Source organism: Streptomyces sp. NPDC048612 (genome assembly GCF_043199295.1).
GTDB lineage: Bacteria > Actinomycetota > Actinomycetes > Streptomycetales > Streptomycetaceae > Streptomyces.
On sequence record NZ_JBICVV010000030.1, the window covers coordinates 40,783 to 59,115 of the forward strand.

Annotated in this window: 13 protein-coding genes; 1 reads left to right on the forward strand and 12 read right to left on the reverse strand. The window is 73.6% G+C overall.

What is annotated here, in order from left to right; translation table 11 throughout:
- Nucleotide 1 precedes the first annotated feature (1 nt).
- The 7 genes from ACGFN2_RS32120 to ACGFN2_RS32150 form a co-directional block, all read right to left on the reverse strand.
- Nucleotides 2-1,009, reverse strand: a complete 1,008-nt coding sequence (locus ACGFN2_RS32120) for a helix-turn-helix transcriptional regulator (protein ID WP_393366237.1) — start codon at nucleotides 1,007-1,009, stop codon at nucleotides 2-4.
- A gap of 840 nt (nucleotides 1,010-1,849) precedes the next feature.
- Nucleotides 1,850-4,522 carry a pyruvate dehydrogenase (acetyl-transferring), homodimeric type gene (aceE, locus tag ACGFN2_RS32125; protein WP_393366239.1) on the reverse strand — a complete coding sequence of 891 codons (2,673 nt, stop codon included), beginning with the start codon at nucleotides 4,520-4,522 and terminating at the stop codon, nucleotides 1,850-1,852.
- Between the two features lie 261 nt (nucleotides 4,523-4,783).
- On the reverse strand, nucleotides 4,784-5,407 hold the full coding sequence (locus tag ACGFN2_RS32130; protein ID WP_362611615.1) for a GntR family transcriptional regulator: 624 nt from the start codon (nucleotides 5,405-5,407) through the stop codon (nucleotides 4,784-4,786).
- A 175-nt stretch (nucleotides 5,408-5,582) separates the two neighbouring features.
- Nucleotides 5,583-7,310, reverse strand: coding sequence for a 2-oxoglutarate dehydrogenase, E2 component, dihydrolipoamide succinyltransferase (sucB, locus tag ACGFN2_RS32135; protein WP_393366241.1), 1,728 nt, complete (start codon nucleotides 7,308-7,310; stop codon nucleotides 5,583-5,585).
- A 56-nt stretch (nucleotides 7,311-7,366) separates the two neighbouring features.
- Entirely contained in the window at nucleotides 7,367-8,755 is a 1,389-nt protein-coding gene (gene lpdA, locus ACGFN2_RS32140; RefSeq protein WP_393366243.1) for a dihydrolipoyl dehydrogenase, read from the reverse strand.
- A 389-nt stretch (nucleotides 8,756-9,144) separates the two neighbouring features.
- Nucleotides 9,145-10,674, reverse strand: coding sequence for a leucyl aminopeptidase (locus tag ACGFN2_RS32145; protein ID WP_362611622.1), 1,530 nt, complete (start codon nucleotides 10,672-10,674; stop codon nucleotides 9,145-9,147).
- A 198-nt stretch (nucleotides 10,675-10,872) separates the two neighbouring features.
- On the reverse strand, nucleotides 10,873-11,667 hold the full coding sequence (locus ACGFN2_RS32150; RefSeq protein WP_393366245.1) for an adenosylcobinamide-GDP ribazoletransferase: 795 nt from the start codon (nucleotides 11,665-11,667) through the stop codon (nucleotides 10,873-10,875).
- A gap of 108 nt (nucleotides 11,668-11,775) precedes the next feature.
- Here ACGFN2_RS32150 and ACGFN2_RS32155 point away from each other — a divergent pair, with 108 nt between their 5' ends.
- On the forward strand, nucleotides 11,776-12,513 hold the full coding sequence (locus tag ACGFN2_RS32155; RefSeq protein WP_362611626.1) for a hypothetical protein: 738 nt from the start codon (nucleotides 11,776-11,778) through the stop codon (nucleotides 12,511-12,513).
- Here ACGFN2_RS32155 and ACGFN2_RS32160 read toward each other — a convergent pair.
- The 5 genes from ACGFN2_RS32160 to ACGFN2_RS32180 form a co-directional block, all read right to left on the reverse strand.
- Nucleotides 12,444-13,223 carry a hypothetical protein gene (locus ACGFN2_RS32160; RefSeq protein WP_393366247.1) on the reverse strand — a complete coding sequence of 260 codons (780 nt, stop codon included), beginning with the start codon at nucleotides 13,221-13,223 and terminating at the stop codon, nucleotides 12,444-12,446. The two genes, ACGFN2_RS32155 and ACGFN2_RS32160, sit on opposite strands and share 70 nt — an antisense overlap.
- Nucleotides 13,220-14,983, reverse strand: coding sequence for a phosphatidylglycerol lysyltransferase domain-containing protein (locus tag ACGFN2_RS32165; protein ID WP_393366249.1), 1,764 nt, complete (start codon nucleotides 14,981-14,983; stop codon nucleotides 13,220-13,222). Before ACGFN2_RS32165 ends, ACGFN2_RS32160 begins: the two co-directional genes overlap by 4 nt.
- A 141-nt stretch (nucleotides 14,984-15,124) precedes the next feature.
- A complete protein-coding gene (gene cobT, locus ACGFN2_RS32170; protein WP_393366251.1) occupies nucleotides 15,125-16,171 on the reverse strand; it encodes a nicotinate-nucleotide--dimethylbenzimidazole phosphoribosyltransferase in 1,047 nt (348 codons plus the stop codon).
- 16 nt (nucleotides 16,172-16,187) lie between these two features.
- On the reverse strand, nucleotides 16,188-16,934 hold the full coding sequence (locus ACGFN2_RS32175) for a class I SAM-dependent methyltransferase (protein ID WP_362611631.1): 747 nt from the start codon (nucleotides 16,932-16,934) through the stop codon (nucleotides 16,188-16,190).
- Nucleotides 16,935-16,996: 62 nt separating this feature from the next.
- Nucleotides 16,997-18,277: a bifunctional adenosylcobinamide kinase/adenosylcobinamide-phosphate guanylyltransferase gene (locus ACGFN2_RS32180; RefSeq protein ID WP_393366253.1), complete on the reverse strand. Its 1,281-nt coding sequence runs from the start codon at nucleotides 18,275-18,277 to the stop codon at nucleotides 16,997-16,999.
- Between the last annotated feature and the right edge of the window lie 56 nt (nucleotides 18,278-18,333).

Below are 18,333 nucleotides of genomic sequence, written 5' to 3' on the forward strand. Positions count from 1 at the left end.
GTCAGGTGTACAGCGCGGCCGTTCGCCGGGCGGAGTCGGCGAAGCGTGTGCGGAGCCCCGAGGGCGCGAGTATCTCGCCCTCCGGGCCGAGCGCCAGCAGCTGGGCGTGGGCGACGTCGGCGGACTCCACGGCGAGGGTGACGGTCAGCCGGCCCTGCTCGTCCGGGCCGCCCGTGGCCTGCGCCCGTGCGATCGCCTCGCGGGCCGCGGCCCGTTCGGTGACGTACGGCAGCTGGCGGACGCCGCGCGCGGACAGTCGCAGCACGACCTCCTCGCGCAGGATCGACCGGGCGAACTGCGCCGCCCGCTCCGCCCAGAACGCCGGGAGGTCGAACGACTCCTCGCGGCTGAACCGCCCTCCACCGTCCCCGGCACCGGCGCCCCGGTCGCGCTCCGCGAACTCCACCGCGGTGAACCGGTCGACCCGGTAGACGCGGTAGTCCCCCTCCGTACGCGCCGCCAGATACCAGACACCCGCCTTCAGCACGAGGCCGTACGGCTCCAACTCCCGCTCCACCTCGGTCTCCTTGCGGAGGTAGCGGGCGGTGATCCGGCGGTCGTCCCAGACCGCGTCGGCTATCTCGGGCAGCAGGGCCGGGGTCTCGGGCTCCTGATACCAGGCGGGTGCGTCGAGGTGGAAGCGCTGGGCGACGCCCGTCGCGGCATCCCGCAGCTCGGGCAGCAGAGCGGCGGACACCTTCAGCCGGGCCGCGGAGGCGGCGTCGGCGAGGCCCATCTCGCGCAGGGCGGAGGGCACGCCGGACAGGAAGAGGGCCTCCGCCTCGCTGCGGCCGAGGCCGGTGAGGCGGGTGCGGTATCCGCCTATGAGGCGGTAGCCGCCCGCCCGGCCGCGGTCCGCGTAGACGGGCACGCCCGCCTCGGAGAGCGAGAGGACGTCCCGGGCGACCGTGCGCTCGGACACCTCCAGCTCCTGCGCCAGCTCGGCGCCCGTCATCGACGGCCGCGTCTGGAGCAGCAGCACCATCTTGATCAGCCGTGCAGCACGCATGTGTCCATCATGCCGGGGGGTACTGACAATGGCTGGGGGCCGCTTCGTTCGTCTGCGGGGTGCGGTTGTGGCTGGGCGCGCAGTTCCCCGCGCCCCTTTGGGGGCGCGAGCTGGTCGCCGTGTCGGGCGTTGGCGCGGGCCCGGTGGTGGCTTGCGCCTGCGGGGCCTGTGGTTGCCGCGGGGGTCGGAGGGGACGCACCGGGGCCCGTCCTCGGCGCGGGCGACGCGGCTCAGTGCGATTGAGTGCCCCGGCGTTCGCTCCGGTCCTGCGGGCGGTCCCCGGTACATCCCCTCCGACCGTCCCCCGTTGCCGACTGCGGACCGGTGACACCGCGCCTCACGGCCACGACTCAGCCGCGCCCAAGCTCGGGGCGGGGCCGAACCAGCTGCCTGCCAAGGGGATGCCGTACGGGTCTGCCGTAACGGTGATCGGTACGGCGGGTCAGCCGCGTACGGACGGCGGTCGGAGGGGATGTCCGGTGAGCCGCCCGCAGGACCCGGAGCGAACAACGGGGTTCCGAACCTCAGGGACCAGCATCGCCCGCGCCGAGGACGGCTTACCGGGCGTCCCCTCCGACCCACCACCCACCCGCCGTAGGCGAACGGCGCCCAGCCACCGGCAACCCGCAACCCGCAACCCGGCCACAAGGAAACGGCAGCAAGGAAATCCCGGCCCGGCCGTAGTCAGGGCGTGACCGGCCGGGCCGGTGGTGGGTTCCCGTGCGGAGGCCCCGGGCGCGGGATGGTGGCCTCCGCACGGGAGATCGGGGTGCCCCGGTGAGGGGCGAGGGGCGGCCGGCCGCCGCCCAAGGTGTCACCGGCCGCGGCGCGGCCCGTGGCTCAGAGGCCGTAGCGCTCCTTGGCCTCCTTGACGGTCTCCGACTTGACCTCGCCGCGGCGGGCCAGGGCGGCCAGGGCCTGGACGACGACCGACTGCGGGTCGACGCCGAAGTGCCGGCGGGCCGCCTCGCGGGTGTCGGAGAGGCCGAAGCCGTCGGTGCCGATGGAGGTCCAGTCCTGGTCGACCCAGGGGGCGATCTGGTCCGGGACCGCGCGCATCCAGTCGCTGACCGCGACGACCGGGCCGGGGGCGCCGGCCAGGGCACGGGTGACGTACGGGATGCGGTCCTCGCCGTCCAGACGGGCGGCATCGCACTCCAGGGCGTCCCGGCGCAGCTCCGTCCAGGACGGCGCCGACCAGACGTCCGCGGCCACGCCCCAGTCGTCGGCCAGCAGCTGCTGCGCCTCCAGGGCCCAGTGGATGGCGGTGCCGGAGGCCAGCAGCTGGAGCTGCGGGCTGTCGGCCTCGGGGCGGGGGCCCTCGTTGAAGCGGTACAGGCCCTTGAGGATGCCCTCCTCGACGCCCTCCGGCATGGCCGGCTGGACCTTGGTCTCGTTGTAGACCGTGAGGTAGTAGAAGACGTCCTCGGCGTCCGGGCCGTACATCCGGCGCAGGCCCTCCTTGACGATGACCGCGACCTCGTAGGCGAAGGCCGGGTCGTAGGAGAGCGCCGCCGGGTTGGTGGAGGCGATCAGGTGCGAGTGGCCGTCGGCGTGCTGGAGGCCCTCGCCGGTCATCGTCGTACGGCCCGCGGTGGCGCCGATGACGAAGCCGCGGCCCAACTGGTCGGCGAGCGCCCAGAACTGGTCGGCGGTGCGCTGCCAGCCGAACATCGAGTAGAAGATGTAGAAGGGGATCATCGGCTCGCCGTGCGTCGCGTAGGACGTCGCGGCGGCGGTGAAGTCGGCGAGCGAACCGGCCTCGGTGATGCCCTCGTTGAGGATCTGGCCGTCCTTGGCTTCCTTGTACCAGAGGAGCTGGTCACGGTCGACCGGGTCGTACGTGGCGCCCTTCGGGGAGTAGAGGCCGGCCGTCGGGAAGAGGGACTCCATGCCGAAGGTGCGGGCCTCGTCGGGGACGATGGGGACCCAGCGCTTGCCGGTCTCCTTGTCCCGCATCAGGTCCTTGACCAGCCGGACGAACGCCATGGTGGTGGCGATCTCCTGGCTGCCGGAGCCCTTCTTCAGGGCGTCGAAGGTCTTGTCGGCGGGCATCGGCAGCGGCTTGGCGGCGACCTTGCGGGCGGGGGCCGGGCCGTCGAGGGCGGCGCGCCGTTCGCGCAGGTAGACCATCTCGGGGGAGTCGTCGGCCGGGCGCCAGTACGGCACCCGGTCGCCCTCCAGCGCGCTGTCCGGGATGGGGAGTTCGAGGACGTCACGCATGGTGCGGAACTCCGCCATGGTGAGCTTCTTCATCTGGTGGTTGGCGTTGCGGGACTCGAAGCCCGTGCCGAGGGTGTAGCCCTTGACGGTCTGCGCCAGGATGACGGTCGGCGCGCCCCGGTGCTCGACGGCGGCCCGATAGGCGGCGTACACCTTGCGCGGCTCGTGGCCGGCGCGGGAGGTCTGGAACAGCTCCAGCAGCTTGGCGTCGGTGAGGCGGTCGGCGAGGGCCTTCAGGGACTCGTTCGCGCCGAAGAAGTGCTCGCGCAGGTAGGCGGCGTCGCGGGTGGCGTACGTCTGGAACTGCGCGTCGGGGGTCTCGCCGAGGCGGCGGATCAGCGCGCCGTCGGTGTCGAGCGCGAAGACCTCGTCCCAGGCCTGGCCCCACAGCGATTTGACGACGTTCCAGCCGGCCGCGCGGAACTGGGCCTCCAGCTCCTGCACGATCTTGAAGTTGGGGCGGACCGGACCGTCGAGGCGCTGCAGGTTGCAGTTGATGACGAAGGTCAGGTTGTCCAGGCCCTCGCGGCCGGCCAGCGCCAGGGCGGCGGTCGACTCGGGCTCGTCCATCTCGCCGTCGCCCAGGAACGCCCAGACGTGGGAGTTGGCGGTGTCCTTGATGCCGCGGTGCTCCAGGTAGTGGTTGAAGCGCGCCTGGTAGATCGCGGAGAGCGGGCCGAGGCCCATGGAGACGGTGGGGAACTCCCACAGCCACGGCAGCCGCCGCGGGTGCGGGTAGGAGGGCAGGCCCTCGCCGCCGGTCTCCTGGCGGAAGTGGTCGAGGTGGTCCTCGGTGAGGCGGCCTTCGAGGAAGGCGCGGGCGTAGACGCCGGGGGAGGCGTGGCCCTGGATGTAGAGCTGGTCGCCGCTGCCGTCGCCCTCCTTGCCGCGGAAGAAGTGCTGGAAGCCGGTCTCGTAGAGCCAGGCGGCGGAGGCGAAGGTGGCGATGTGGCCGCCGAGGCCCAGCGCGGAGCCGCGGGTGACCATCGCGGCGGCGTTCCAGCGGTTCCAGGCGGTGATCCTGGCCTCCATCGCCTCGTCGCCGGGGAAGGCGGGCTCGGCGGAGGTCGGGATGGTGTTGACGTAGTCCGTCTCCAGCAGGGACGGCAGGGCGGTGCCCTCGGTGCGCGCGGTGTGCTCCAGGGCCCGGCGCATCAGGTACGCGGCGCGGTGCGGGCCCGCCGCCTCGGTGACGGCGTCGAGCGACTCGCGCCACTCGGTGGTCTCCTCGGGGTCGCGGTCCGGGAGCTGGTCGAGCTGGCTGTACGGCAGACGCACGGTTTCGGGCATGGGTGGCCCCTTTCCGGACGGGAGGTAGCTCGGGGGTGCCGTCGTGATCGGGCCGCGTCCTCAGGGTGGACGGCGGCCTGACGACACCCCCTACGAGTTCGGCAGGCAGGGTTGTCGCGCCCCGAGGGAGGACGATACGCCCCTGATCGATGATCGATCAACGCTCAAACAAAGAAAACCGCAGGTCGGCACGGGGTGCCGCATTTTCGGGCACCCCGTGCCAGCCCTGCGGAGGGTCCGTGGCGCCCTCCCGGCGCCGCGTCAGACCTGGGGAGCGCAGCTCAGCACATGCGCCTTGAGCACGCTCCCGATCTTCGGATCGCGCCGCCGGAACGCGTCGACGATCTCCTGGTGGTCCTGGGAGTGCGCGCGCGGCTCCGGGCTGAACCAGCGGATCGACAGCGTCGTCCAGACCTCGATGCCCAGCGATTCCCAGGTGTGCAGCAGGACGGCGTTCCCGGCCGCCCGCACGATCTCCCGGTGGAAGGCGACCGTGTGCCGCACCTGCGCCTCCCCGTCGCCCGCCAGGTCCGCCGCGCGCAGCGCCGCGACCTCCCGCTCCAGCGCCCCGGTGTCCTCGGCCAGCCGCCCCGCGGCCAGTTCGGCGGCCACCTGCTCCAGCCCGGCCCGCACCGGGTAGCTCTCCTTGAGGTCGTCGGCGGTCAGATTCCGCACCCGTACGCCCTTGTTCGGCGCCGACTCGATCAGCTGCAGCGACTCCAGCTCGCGCAGCGCCTCCCGTACGGGCGTCTGGCTGACCTCCAGCTCCACCGCGATCCGCCGCTCCACGATCCGCTCACCCGGCTGCCAGCGGCCGCTGACGATCCCCTCAAGGATGTGCTCGCGGATCTGCTCGCGCAGCGAATGGACGACCGGCGGGGTCATGAGGTGCTCCTTCAGAGCGGTGGGTGGCAGGAGGGCCATTATCCGGGAGGCGCGGGGGGACCTGGGCGGGTTCTGGCGCGCTCCGTCCCCGCCCCGGGGACGCAAAAGGGCCGGCCCCGGCTCGTACGAACCGGGGCCGGCCCCTAGGACACGCCTGCTGCGTGACCGCCGGGACTCAGAGACCGATCTCGGTCTCGAACTCCGCGGCCTCCAGGATCTGCTTGACCGTGGTCAGGTAGCGGGCGGCGTCGGCGCCGTCCACCAGACGGTGGTCGTAGGAGAGCGCGAGGTAGGTCATGTCGCGCACCGCGATGGTCTCGCCGAGGTCCGGGTGGTTGATGACCACCGGGCGCTTGACGGTGGCACCGATGCCCAGGATGCCGACCTGGTTCGGGGGCACGATGACGGTGTCGAACAGGGCGCCGCGCGAACCGGTGTTGCTGATGGTGAAGGTCGCACCGGACAGCTCGTCCGGCGTGATCTTGTTCGCGCGGACCTTGCCCGCCAGGTCCGCCGTCTTGCGGGCGATACCGGCGATGTTGAGGTCACCGGCGTCCTTGATGACCGGGGTCATCAGGCCCTTCTCCGCGTCCACCGCGATACCGACGTTCTCGGTGTCGAAGTAGGTGATCGTGCCCTCGTCCTCGTTGATCCGGGCGTTGACGACCGGGTGGGCCTTCAGCGCCTGGACCGCGGCCTTGACGAAGAACGGCATCGGGGAGAGCTTGACGCCCTCACGCTGCGCGAACCCGTCCTTGGCCTGGTTGCGCATCCGCATGATCTTGGTGATGTCCACCTCGACCACGGAGGTCAGCTGCGCCTGGCTGTGCAGGGCCTTCATCATGTTGTCGCCGATGACCTTGCGCATCCGCGGCATCTTGACGGTCTGACCGCGCAGCGGCGACGCCTCGATGGTCGGGCCCGTCGACTTGGCAGCCGCGGCCGGGGCGGCGGCGGCCGGCGCGGCGGCCTTGGCGGCCTCGGCGGCGGCGATGACGTCCTGCTTGCGGATACGGCCACCGACGCCGGTGCCCTTGACGGTGGCCAGGTCGACGCCGTTCTCGGCGGCGAGCTTGCGCACCAGCGGGGTGACGTACGCGCCCTCACCGGCGGCCGGAGCCGGGGCGGCGGGGGCGGCCGGAGCGGCCGGAGCCGGCGCGGGGGCCGGAGCCGGAGCCGGGGCGGCGGGCGCCGGGGCGGCGGCAGCCGGAGCGGGCGCCGGGGCCGGGGTGGGCTCCGGAGCGGGCGCGGCGGCGGGGGCCGGGGCGGCCGGAGCCGGCGCGGCGGCCGGGGCTGCACCAGCGGCACCGATGACGGCGAGCTTGGCGCCGACCTCGGCGGTCTCGTCCTCGCCGACCACGATCTCCAGCAGGGTGCCGGAGGCCGGGGCGGGGATCTCGGTGTCGACCTTGTCGGTGGAGACCTCCAGCAGCGGCTCGTCGGCCGAGACCTCGTCGCCGACCTCCTTCAGCCAGCGGGTGACGGTGCCCTCGGTGACGCTCTCACCGAGCGCGGGGAGGACGACGTCCGTGCCCTCGGCGCCACCCGCGGGGGCGGCGGCGGGGGCGGGGGCCTCGGCGGCCGGAGCCGGCTCGGGCTCGGGCTGCGGCTCGGCCGCGGGCGCCTCGGCGGCGGCCGGGGCCGCCTCGGCAGCCGGCGCACCGGTGCCGTCGTCGATGACGGCCAGCTCGGCGCCGACCTCCACGGTCTCGTCCTCGGCCACCTTGATGGCGGTCAGGACGCCGGCGGCGGGCGCCGGGATCTCGGTGTCGACCTTGTCGGTCGACACCTCGAGCAGCGGCTCGTCGGCCTCGACGCGCTCGCCTTCGGCCTTCAGCCAGCGCGTGACGGTGCCCTCGGTGACGCTCTCGCCGAGCGCCGGCAGGGTTACGGAAACCGCCATGGTTTCAGTTGCTCCTTACAAGTGTGGTGCGGATGTGGTCGCGCCCGGGACTGGGGTCAGTCGTGGGAGTGGAGAGGCTTGCCGGCCAGGGCCAGGTGGGCCTCGCCGAGTGCCTCGTTCTGCGTCGGGTGCGCGTGCACGAGCTGCGCAACCTCGGCCGGCAGGGCCTCCCAGTTGTAGACCAGCTGGGCCTCACCGACCTGCTCGCCCATACGGTCACCGACCATGTGGACGCCGACCACGGCACCGTCCTTGACCTGGACGAGCTTGATCTCGCCCGTGGTCTTGAGGATCTTGCTCTTGCCGTTGCCCGCGAGGTTGTACTTCAGAGCGACGACCTTGTCGGCGCCGTACAGCTCCTTGGCCTTGGCCTCGGTGATACCCACCGAAGCGACCTCGGGGTGGCAGTACGTCACGCGCGGCACGCCGTCGTAGTCGATCGGCACGGTCTTCTGACCGGCCAGCCGCTCCGCCACCAGCATGCCCTCGGCGAAGCCGACGTGCGCGAGCTGGAGGGTGGGAACGAGGTCACCGACGGCCGAGATGGTCGGCACGTTGGTCTGCATGTACTCGTCGACCAGGACGTAGCCGCGGTCCATCGCGACGCCCTGCTCCTCGTAGCCCAGGCCCGCCGAGACCGGCCCGCGGCCGATCGCGACCAGCAGCACCTCGGCCTCGAAGGTCTTGCCGTCGGCGAGGGTCACCTTGACGCCGCCGTCGGTGTACTCGGCCTTGTCGAAGAAGGTGCCGAGGTTGAACTTGATGCCACGCTTGCGGAAGGCCCGCTCCAGCAGCTTGGAGCTGTTCTCGTCCTCGACCGGGACGAGGTGCTTGAGGCCCTCGACGACGGTCACGTCGGTGCCGAAGGACTTCCACGCGGAGGCGAACTCGACGCCGATGACGCCGCCGCCCAGCACGATCGCGGACTCCGGCACGCGGTCCAGCGTGAGCGCGTGGTCCGAGGAGATGATGCGGTTGCCGTCGATCTCCAGGCCCGGCAGCGACTTCGGCACGGAGCCGGTCGCCAGCAGGATGTGACGGCCCTGGACACGCTGGCCGTTCACGTCGACGGAGGTCGGGGAGGACAGACGGCCCTCACCCTCGATGTAGGTCACCTTGCGGGAGGCGACCAGGCCCTGCAGGCCCTTGTACAGGCCCGAGATGACCTCGTCCTTGTACTTGTGGACGCCCGCGATGTCGATGCCCTCGTACGAGGTCTTGACACCGAACTGGGCGGCCTCACGAGCCTGATCCGCGATCTCACCGGCGTGCAGCAGTGCCTTGGTGGGGATGCAGCCGTTGTGCAGGCAGGTGCCGCCGAGCTTGTTCTTCTCGATCAGGGCGACGTCCAGGCCCAGCTGCGCCCCGCGCAGGGCAGCGGCGTAACCACCGCTACCGCCTCCGAGGATCACTAGGTCGAAAACGGTGCTGGCGTCGTTCGCCACGTCACGTCCTCCATGCATGGGTACGCCGGAGCCGGTCTCCGATGACCGGGCGGCGGCTGTGGTTCGGCCGCTTTTACTTCGGCCCTGGGTAAGGGGGGCCCTGTCCTGCCGAGAACCCATCTTCGCACTTGTTCCGTGAAGCCGGGACGGCGGGCCGGGCTGTGGGACGGCGATCAGCCGCCCCGTACGGGTTACTGATGCGTACGAAATGTGCGGTACCGCGCGGCGCCGCCGGGGCGGGGCGGTGGCGGGAAACGCGTGGACGTACGGATTTCGTCGGGGGTGAACGCGGGGCGGCCGCGCGGCGCCCGCGTGCCGACGGCCCCGGGCGGACTGCCCGGGGCCGTGGCGGATATCACGGGCGGCGGCGGGGAGGCCCCGCCCGGCCGTCAGCCCAGGTCGCCCGCGGCGGTGCGCTCCGCGAGCCGGACCAGGGTGCGTACCGCGGAGCCCGTGCCGCCCTTGGGCGTGTAGCCCCAGGGCGCGCCCTCGTGGTAGGCCGGGCCCGCGATGTCCAGGTGCGCCCACGGGATGCCCTCGCCGACGAACTCCTTGAGGAAGAGCCCGGCGACCAGGCCGCCGCCCATCCGCTCGCCCATGTTGGCGAGGTCGGCGACCGGGGAGTCCATGCCCTTGCGCAGCTCGGACGGCATCGGCATCGGCCAGGACTGCTCGCCGACCTCCTCGGCGATCTCGTGGACCGAGGTACGGAAAGCGTCGTCGTTGGCCATGATCCCGAAGGTGCGGTGGCCCAGGGCCAGCACCATGGCGCCGGTCAGGGTGGCGACGTCCACGATCGCGTCCGGCGACTCCTCCGAGGCGCGGGTCAGCGCGTCGGCCAGGACCAGGCGGCCCTCGGCGTCGGTGTTGAGCACCTCGACCGTCTTGCCGCTGTACATGGTCAGCACGTCACCGGGGCGGGTGGCGGAGCCGGACGGCATGTTCTCGGCGAGCGCCAGCCAGCCGGTGACGTTGACCTCCAGGCCGAGCCGGGCGGCGGCCACGACCGCGGCGAACACGGCGGCCGCGCCGCTCATGTCGCACTTCATGGTCTCGTTGTGGCCGGCCGGCTTGAGCGAGATGCCGCCCGAGTCGTAGGTGATGCCCTTGCCGACCAGCGCCAGGGTCTTGGCGGCCTTGGAGTGGGTGTAGGCGATCCGCACCAGCCGCGGCGGGGTCTGCGAGCCCTGGCCGACGCCCATCAGGCCGCCGTAGCCGCCCTTCTTCAGCGCCTTCTCGTCCAGCACCTCGACCTTGAGGCCGAACTCCTTGGCCGCGGCCTGCGCCTCGGCGGCGAACGACTTCGGGTCGAGGTCGTTGGGCGGCAGGTTGATCAGGTCGCGGGCGCGGTTGATCTCGTCGGCCAGCGCCAGGGAGCGCGCGGCGGCGGCCTTGAAGTCCTTGTCGCGCGGCTTGGTGCCCAGGAGCGCGACCTCCCCGAGCGGCGCCGACTTGGCGTCGTTCTTCTTGCCGCCCTTGGCGTTCTCACGGGAGGCGGCGTAGGAGTACGCGCCGAGCAGGGCGCCCTCGCTCACCGCGGCGGCCGCCTCGGCGTCCTCGACGGGCAGGGCGAAGCCGGCCTTCTTGCTGCCGGACAGGGCGCGGGCGGCGCTGCCCGCGGCGCGCCGCAGCGCCTCGTGGCCGTAGCCGTCGCCCTTGGCCGGCGCCTCGCCGAGGCCGGCCGCCACCACGACCGGCGCCTTGAGGCCGTCCGCTGCGGGCAGCTTGGTCACCTCGCCCTCGGCACCGCTCGCGCCGAGGGTCTCCAGCACGGTGGCGAGCTTGCCGCCGAAGGCCTTGTCCACGGCTTCCGCGCCGGGGGCGACGACGACGCCCTTGGCGCCCTTGGCCACGCCGACGACGACGGCATCCGCACGCAGCGTCGCGGCGGAAGAAGTACTGAGGGTCAGTGCAGTCACGGTGATGAGGGTCCTGTTCCGTCCGGGGAATCCGTCTGCGCGCAGCGCGCTGCTCGGCTGAGCCTACGCTCGGTGGCGCCACAAGGCCCGTCCGATAGCACACCGGCACATAAGGGTGCCCCGGCAGTTGCCCGCATACCGGGTGAACCGGCCGACCGCGGACGCCGGTTGGGCGGGCGGAAGGGGCGGGCGCGCGTGCTAACCGAGCGTCAGCACGACCAGTGCCGTGAGCCCCGCGCTCTCCGCGAGCGCCCCGAACACATCGCCGGTCACCCCGCCGAACCGCCGCCGGCAGTGCCGGAGCAGCAACTCGCCCAGCCCCAGGCCGCACAGCGCCGCGAGCCCGGTGTGCAGCGCGCCGTACGGGCCGAAGCCGGCGCCGGCCGCCGCGCACCCGGCGGCCACCAGCAGCGCGCACAGCAGCGCCGCCCGCGCCGGGACGGTGCCCGCGACCGCCGCGCCGAGCCCCTCAGGACGGGCGGCCGGCACCCCCGTACGCGAGGCGAGGGTCAGCGCGCAGCGCGCCGTGACCGCCGCGACGGCCGCCGCAACGGCGCCGTGCACCCAGCCGTCCGCGAACAGTTCGGACAGCGCGGCCACCTGGGCCAGCAGGGCGAACAGCAGCGTGATCACCCCGAACGGGCCGATGTCGGACTGCTTCATGATGCGCAGCGCGTCCTCGGCGGGCTTGCCGCTGCCCAGGCCGTCGGCGGTGTCGGCGAGGCCGTCCAGGTGCAGTCCGCGGGTGAGCACGGCGGGCACCGCGGCGGAGGCGACCGCGGCGAGCAGCGGCCCGCCGCCGAGCGTCAGCAGCGCCCCGCCGGCCGCGGCCGCGCACAGCCCGACGACCAGCCCGGCCAGCGGTGCGCAGAGCATCCCGCCGCGGGCCGCCGCCCGGTCCCAGCGGGTGACGCGGACCGGCAGCACGGTCAGCGTGCCGAACGCGAAGCGCAGGGCGTCGGACGGGGCCAGGGGAGCGGGGATCTCGGTCACCGCGGCAGGCTATCCGGGCGTCCACCGCGTTTGACTGCCGGTTCCGGCCGCCCGGACAGGGCCTAATGGTGGCTATGTGTCCTTACGCGACAAAGGGGAGCGTGTGGGATGGGCCACTGGTGGTACCGCAACATCGTCGAGCCGGGGAAGCTGCCGCTGCTGCTCGCCCTCGCCTCGTTCGTGCTGACCTTCCTGGTGACCCGGGCCGTCACCCGCCTCATCCGCGCGGGCCGGGGGCCGTTCCGCAACCTCACGCCGGGCGGGGTCCATATCCACCATGTCGTCCCCGGCGTGGTGCTGATGGTCGTCGGCGGCTTCATCGGGCTGGCCGGCGCCCGGCGCGGCTTCGGCACCGGGGTCGCCGCGGTGCTGTTCGGGATGGGCGTGGGCCTCGTGCTGGACGAGTTCGCGCTCATCCTGCACCTGGACGACGTGTACTGGACGGAGGAGGGGACCAAGAGCGTCGAGATCGTCATCCTCACCGTCGCCCTGGTCGCCCTGATCCTCGGCGGCTTCCTGCCGTTCGGCGTCAACGAACTCAGCCCGGACGAGGAGACCGACCGCTTCACGGTCGTGCGGACGGTCGCTGTCAACTTCCTCTTCGCGGTCGTCGCCCTCCTCAAGGGCAAGGGCCGGATCGCGGTCATCGGGGTGTTCGTGCCGTTCGTCGCGGTCTTCGGTGCGGTCCGGCTGGCCCGGCCCAACTCGCCCTGGGCCAGGCGCTGCTACCGCAACCGCCCGAAGGCGCGGGCCCGCGCCCGGGTCCGCGCCTACCGTCACGACCGCCGCTGGTCGTCGGTGCGCCGCAAGGTCGAGGACTTCGTCGGGGGCGCGCCGAGCCGCTGACCCGCCGGGCGCGGCCACAGCTCCCGCACCCCGCACAGCACCAGCACCGCCAGGATCGCCGCGATGTGTTCCTTGCCCGCGAGGTTGTTCTTGATGGACACCACCTCGACGACCATCGCCACCACCACCGCGGCACAGGTGAACCAGGCGCGGTAGCGCCAGCACACGAACACCGCCAGCCCCACCACGGCCGCCGACGGCCCGGTGTCGATGACGTACTTGTCCGAGTCGGGCAGCCCCACCGGGCTCACCGGGCCGATCCAGATGCCGATCCGCGCGTACATCGTTCCGGCGAGCGTGGCCAGGTAGGCGACGGCCAGCAGCCGGCGCCGCCCCACACAGATCTCGGCGATCCCGAAGACCACCAGGATCTGCGCCAGGGCACCCCACACCGGCAGGTCCAGCGCGGGCACGAACAGCGACAGCGGGGTGCGCAGCAGCGCCAGCCACAGATGCTCGTCGGCCTGTACGGAGCCGATGTCCTGGACGGCCCGGTAGCCCCAGGCCTGGTTCTGCACGAACTGGAGGACCAGGGTCAGCCCCACCGCGGTGAGCGTCAGCGGGATCGCCCGCAGCCGCGAGGCGGCGAGCGCGGACCGTACCGTCCGCAGCAGCCGTCCCCACTCGGCGCACGCGGCACGGCGCAGGACGGGCACCGCTCCCCGGGCCGGCACGGCCCCCTCCCGCGGCTCCGCACCGGCCGAACTCATCTCACGTTCTCCAGGTGCTTGCGGTTCAGCCACTTGGGCAGGCCGGGCGCTTCCAGAAAGCCTTCCGCACGGCCCGCGGCGATTCCGATGCGCAGCAGATCGGTGCTTTTTCCGAAGAGCATGTACCGCGGCTCCCAGATCGGCCGGTATTTCGCGTTGGCGCGATAGAGCGATTCGATCTGCCACCACCGGGAGAAGAAGCTGAGCAGCGAGCGCCACAGGCGCAGTACCGGGCCCGCACCGAGCCGCGATCCGCGTTCGAAGACAGAACGGAACATCGCGAAGTTGAGCGAGAGCTGCGTGACCTCCACCTCTTTCGCCCGCTGGATCAGCTCCAGCACCATGAACTCCATCAGTCCGTTCTCGGAGTTCCTCTCCCGCCGCATCAGATCCAGCGAAAGGCCCTTGTCGCCCCACGGCACGAAGCTGAGCAGCGCCCGCAGTTCACCGGGCTCCGCCCCGCTGCCGCCGTCCCGGCATTCGAGCATCACGCAGCGCCCGTCGCCCGGGTCGCCGAGCCGGCCCAGCGCCATCGAGAAACCGCGCTCGGTCTCCCCGTCGCGCCAGTCGTCGGCCAGCCGCAGCAGCCGGTCCATCTCCGGGGCCGGGATGTCCTCGTGGCGCCGGATGGTGACCGTGTACCCGGCCCGCTCGATGCGGCTGTAGGCCTGCCGCACGGTGCGCATCGCCCGGCCGCCGAGGGTGAACTCCGCGGTCTCCACGATCGCTTCGTCGCCCAGCTCCAGCGCGTCCAGGCCGTGCCGGGCGTAGATCGTGCCGCCCTCCTCGCTCGCCCCCATCACCGCCGGCGCCCAGCCGTGCTCCCGCGCCTCGGCCAGCCACACCTCGATCGCCCCCGGCCAGGCCTCCGGGTCGCCGAGCGGATCGCCGGAGGCCAGGGAGACCCCGCCCACCACGCGGTAGGTGACGGCGGCCTTGCCGCTGGGGGAGAACAGCACGCTCTTGTCGCGGCGCAGCGCGAAGTAGCCCAGCGAATCGCGGTCGCCGTGCCGCGCCAGCAGGGCCCGCAGCCGCTCCTCGTCGTCCGCGGTGAGCGCCTCGGTGCTCCGTACGGACCGGAACGCCGCCCACAGGACGGCGACCAGCAGCAGCGCGCTCAGCACGTTGATCGCGGCGTTGACCCAGTTCGGGGTGGCGATCTCCGGGAAGGCGCGGTCGTCGGCGACCAGCGACACCAGCCGCATCAGGCCGTAGCGCCAGCGCTGCACGAAGGTCGAGGAGCCCGCCGCGGTGTTGGTGACGGTCACCAGCAGCGCCGCGAGCAGCGAGGCGGCCAGCAGGCCGCCGGCCGCGACCGCCGCCGCCAGTTTCGGGTTCGCCCGGTCGCCCTTCGCGGAGAATTCCCGGCGCCCGGCCACGAGCGCGGCGGCGAACAGCACGGTCAGTCCCAGCGACATCCAGTTCTGCACATGTCCGCGGAACTCCGGGGCCGCCACCATCGCCCAGGCGAACAGCAGCGCCAGCAGCCCGGACAGCGCCAGATTCAGAATCCACGCCGCCCGCTTTCCCCGCCGCAGGGTGACCGACAGGAACAGCGAGAAGGCGCCGGAGGCGAATCCCGCCGTCAGCAGATACGGAGTGAAGAATTCCGCGCTGTTGTGCCGGCGGATATCACTGCCGAACGACACCCACACCGCACTCAGCACATTGATGAAGGTGACCGTGCGCAGATACCAGATGCCGAACGCGGCACCACGCTGTGACCATGAGCCGCGCGCGCGGCCTTCGTCCGGACTCAACCGATGTCTCCCATAAACCGTGTAAAGCGCGATCTTATGGGGCGCCGCCGGGTGGTCCGGTACGGGCGGGAAGCGGGCGCCCGGATTCCGGGCGCCCGTCCGTGCGCTTCCTGCCGGGCCGGCCGCGTGGGCCGGCTCCGGTCAGTCGCGTACGGGCAGTTCTGCCGCCAGGGCCGCGGCCGCCTGCACCAGTGGCAGGGCCAGCAGCGCCCCCGTCCCCTCACCCGCAGTGACGCCATGGTCGAGCAGAGGGTTGAGTGCGATCCGGTCCAGCGCCTTGGCCTGCGCCGGCTCCCTGCTCGCCTGCCCGGCCAGCCACCAGTCCGGCGCCCGGAACGCCACCCGCTGCGCCACCAGCGCACAGGCCGCCGAGACCACCCCGTCCAGGATCACCGGGGTCCGGCGCACCGCGCTCTGCAGCAGGAAGCCGGTGATCGCGGTCAGATCCGCGCCGCCGACCGCGGCCAGCAGCTCCAGCTGGTCGCCGAGCACCGGACGGGCCCGCCGCAGCGCGTCGCGGACCGCCGCGCACTTGCGCATCCACGCCAGGTCGTCGATCCCGGCGCCGCCCCGCCCGGTGACCACCGAGGCGTCCGTCCCGCACAGCGCGGCGATCAGCGTGCTCGCGGCCGTCGTCCCGCCGACGCTCAGATCGCCCAGCACCACGAGGTCGGTACCGGCGTCCGCCTCCTCGTCCGCGACGGCCATCCCGGCCCGGAAGGCGGCCTCGGCCTCCTCGGCCGTCAGCGCGTCCTCGGTGTCGATCCGGCCCGAACTCCGCCGCACCCGGTGCCGGGTGACCTCCTCCGGCAGCTCCGCCGGATCGCAGTCCACCGCCAGGTCCACCACGCGCAGCTCCGCGCCGGTGTTCCGCGCCAGCACCGCGGCCGGGCTCGCCCCGTCCAGCACGGCCCGTACGAGATCCCTGGTGCCGCCGGCCGGCCGGGCCGACACCCCCAGCTCCGCCACCCCGTGATCGCCCGCGAACAGCAGCACCCGCGGCCGCTCCACCGGCCGCACCGGCACCTGCTGCTGGGCGGCGGCCAGCCACTCGCCCAGCTCGTCGAGGCGGCCGAGGGCCCCCGGCGGGACGGCCAGCCGCGCCCGCCGCTCCTCGGCGTCACGGCGCACCCCACCGTCGGGGCGCTCGATCAGATGGGCGAAGTCATCGAGGTTCAGGGCGCTCATTGGGCGCAGATTACCGTCAACGCACCGCTGACGAGGCCCGCCGGGGGGAACCGGCCGCCGCGAACCGCACCTCGCACACCAGGGGCGCCAGCGCGCCCAGCACCGGCATCCGCCGCCGGAGCCGGCCCGCCGGGCCGAACGGCGCCCACCGCCCCGGCGCCCGCACCGGACCGACCTCCCGCACCGCGACGATCCCCGGATGCGCACCGGCCACCCGCGGCAGTTCGGCACGGTCGAGCCCCCAGCGCACCGGCCCCGGCCACCGGCCGCCGCCCGGCCCGGCCGCCCGCCGGGCCAGCGCCATGGCCGGCCGTGGCAGCACGTCAAAAACCAGCGCCCCGCCGGGAAACCGCTCCGCGCACACCGCCAGCAGGGCGCGCACCGCGGGCGGCGACAGCCGCATCAGCACCCCCGGCGCGGTGACCACCACCCCGCGCTCCGGCTCCGGCACCGCGTCCAGCCAGCGGTGATCGGTCACCGCGCGGGCGACCGTACGCCGCCGGGCGCCGTCCGGCAGCAGTATCCGGCGCACCGCCGCGGTCTCCGGCGCCACCACCGTCAGCCAGCTGAGCCGCCCGTTGTCCAGCCGCCAGAAGCCGGTGCCGAGCCCCTCCCCGAGCGCGACCACCGTCGCCTCCGGATACCGCGCCAGGTAGCCGCGGACGGCCGCGTCGAAACGCCGCCCGCGCGCCCCCGGCTCCCGGAAGGGCCCCGCTCCCCACCCGCCCGGCGCTTCGCTCTCGGTCCGCTCGGAATCGGTCACGGTCCAAGAGCACTAGGCGCCGCGCCCCCGGGCAAGCGGACACGGGGCCCGCCGGGCCTGCGTCATCCGCGCAGCGCAAGCGCCTGGCCCGCGACGACCAGCAGCACCTGCTCGCACTCCGCGCCGAACGCCGCGTTCAGCCGCCCCAGTTCGTCCCGGAACCGCCGGCCCGCCGGGGTCGCCGGGACCACCCCGGAACCCACCTCGTTGCTGACCGCCACCACCCGCCGGTGCGTCGCCCGCACCGCCGCCGCCAGCGCGTCGGTCCGCTCCCGCAGCGCCCGCCGCCCGCCGGCCTCCCAGGTCGCGTCGTCCCACGCCCCGACCTTGTCCATGACATGCGTCAGCCACAGCGCCAGACAGTCGATGAGCAGCGGTGACGCCTCCGCCGGCCGTCCGGCGCCGGGGCCTTCGCCGGGCCCGGCGGCCGTCAGCAGCGGCACCAGATCGCAGGTCTCGACGGTGCGCCAGCTGCCCGGCCGCCGCTCGCGGTGCAGCGAGACCCGGTGCGCCCAGTCCTCGTCGCCGTCCCGGGTGCCCCCGGTGGCCACGTACACCACGTCGGGGAAGGCCGCGAGCCGCCGCTCCGCCTCCACCGACTTCCCGCTGCGCGCCCCGCCCAGCACCAGCGTGCGCCGCGGCAGATCCGGCACCGCGTGGAACTCGCCGACCACCAGCGTGCTGCCGTCCGCCACCGCGCGGGCGCCCACCGCCGCCAGCCGGCGGTGCAGCTCGGGCCCCGGCGGCACGTCGTGGTCGAGGTGCACCGCCAGTACGTCCGTCGCCGCGTCGACCGCCCCGCCCGCCCGCAGTCTGGCCAGCGCGTCCGGCCGGCCCAGCACGTCGAGCAGCACCAGGTCGTACGGGCCGGTGCCGCCCGCGTCCGGGTCGCCGCCGCCCGCCGCCGGGCCGTTCCCCTCGCCGAGTCCGGCCGGGGCCGCGCCCGGCGGCAGATACAGCAGCCGCTCGCCGTCGGCGCCGGAGACCTCGTAGCCGGTCCCCGGGGTGTCCACCGCGACGGCCCGCACCCGGTGCCCGTCGAGCAGCGCCAGCTCCCGTCCGTCCGCGACCCGGCCCGGCTGCGGCAGCCCGGCCGGCACCTCCAGCGCCGGACCGTCGTGCGGATGCGAGAGCAGCACCTGCCGCACGCCCGCCAGCGACCGCCCGGCGCGGGCCGCCGCGAAGGCCGGACCCGGGGTCAGATCGATCAGCAGCGCGCCGTCGACGAGCAGCGCGGTGGCCGCCCGCGCCTCGTCGCCGACGGCGGTCGCACAGGCGGCACACGGGCAGCCGGGGCGCGGCAGCCCCTGCGGGGCCCCGGTGCCGAGGAGAGTCACGTCCACACCGCCGAGTTTCTCGCGTCCCTGCCCGGCAGGCGCGGCGGGGGCGGACTCGACAC

Bases quoted from the DNA above. Each gene is read 5' to 3' on its own strand.
- ACGFN2_RS32120 (WP_393366237.1), bottom strand. From the start codon at position 1,009: ATGCGTGCTGCACGGCTGATCAAGATGGTGCTGCTGCTCCAGACGCGG.
- aceE (WP_393366239.1), bottom strand. From the start codon at position 4,522: ATGCCCGAAACCGTGCGTCTGCCGTACAGCCAGCTCGACCAGCTCCCG.
- ACGFN2_RS32130 (WP_362611615.1), bottom strand. From the start codon at position 5,407: ATGACCCCGCCGGTCGTCCATTCGCTGCGCGAGCAGATCCGCGAGCAC.
- sucB (WP_393366241.1), bottom strand. From the start codon at position 7,310: ATGGCGGTTTCCGTAACCCTGCCGGCGCTCGGCGAGAGCGTCACCGAG.
- ACGFN2_RS32155 (WP_362611626.1), top strand. From the start codon at position 11,776: ATGGGCCACTGGTGGTACCGCAACATCGTCGAGCCGGGGAAGCTGCCG.
- ACGFN2_RS32160 (WP_393366247.1), bottom strand. From the start codon at position 13,223: ATGAGTTCGGCCGGTGCGGAGCCGCGGGAGGGGGCCGTGCCGGCCCGG.
- cobT (WP_393366251.1), bottom strand. From the start codon at position 16,171: ATGAGCGCCCTGAACCTCGATGACTTCGCCCATCTGATCGAGCGCCCC.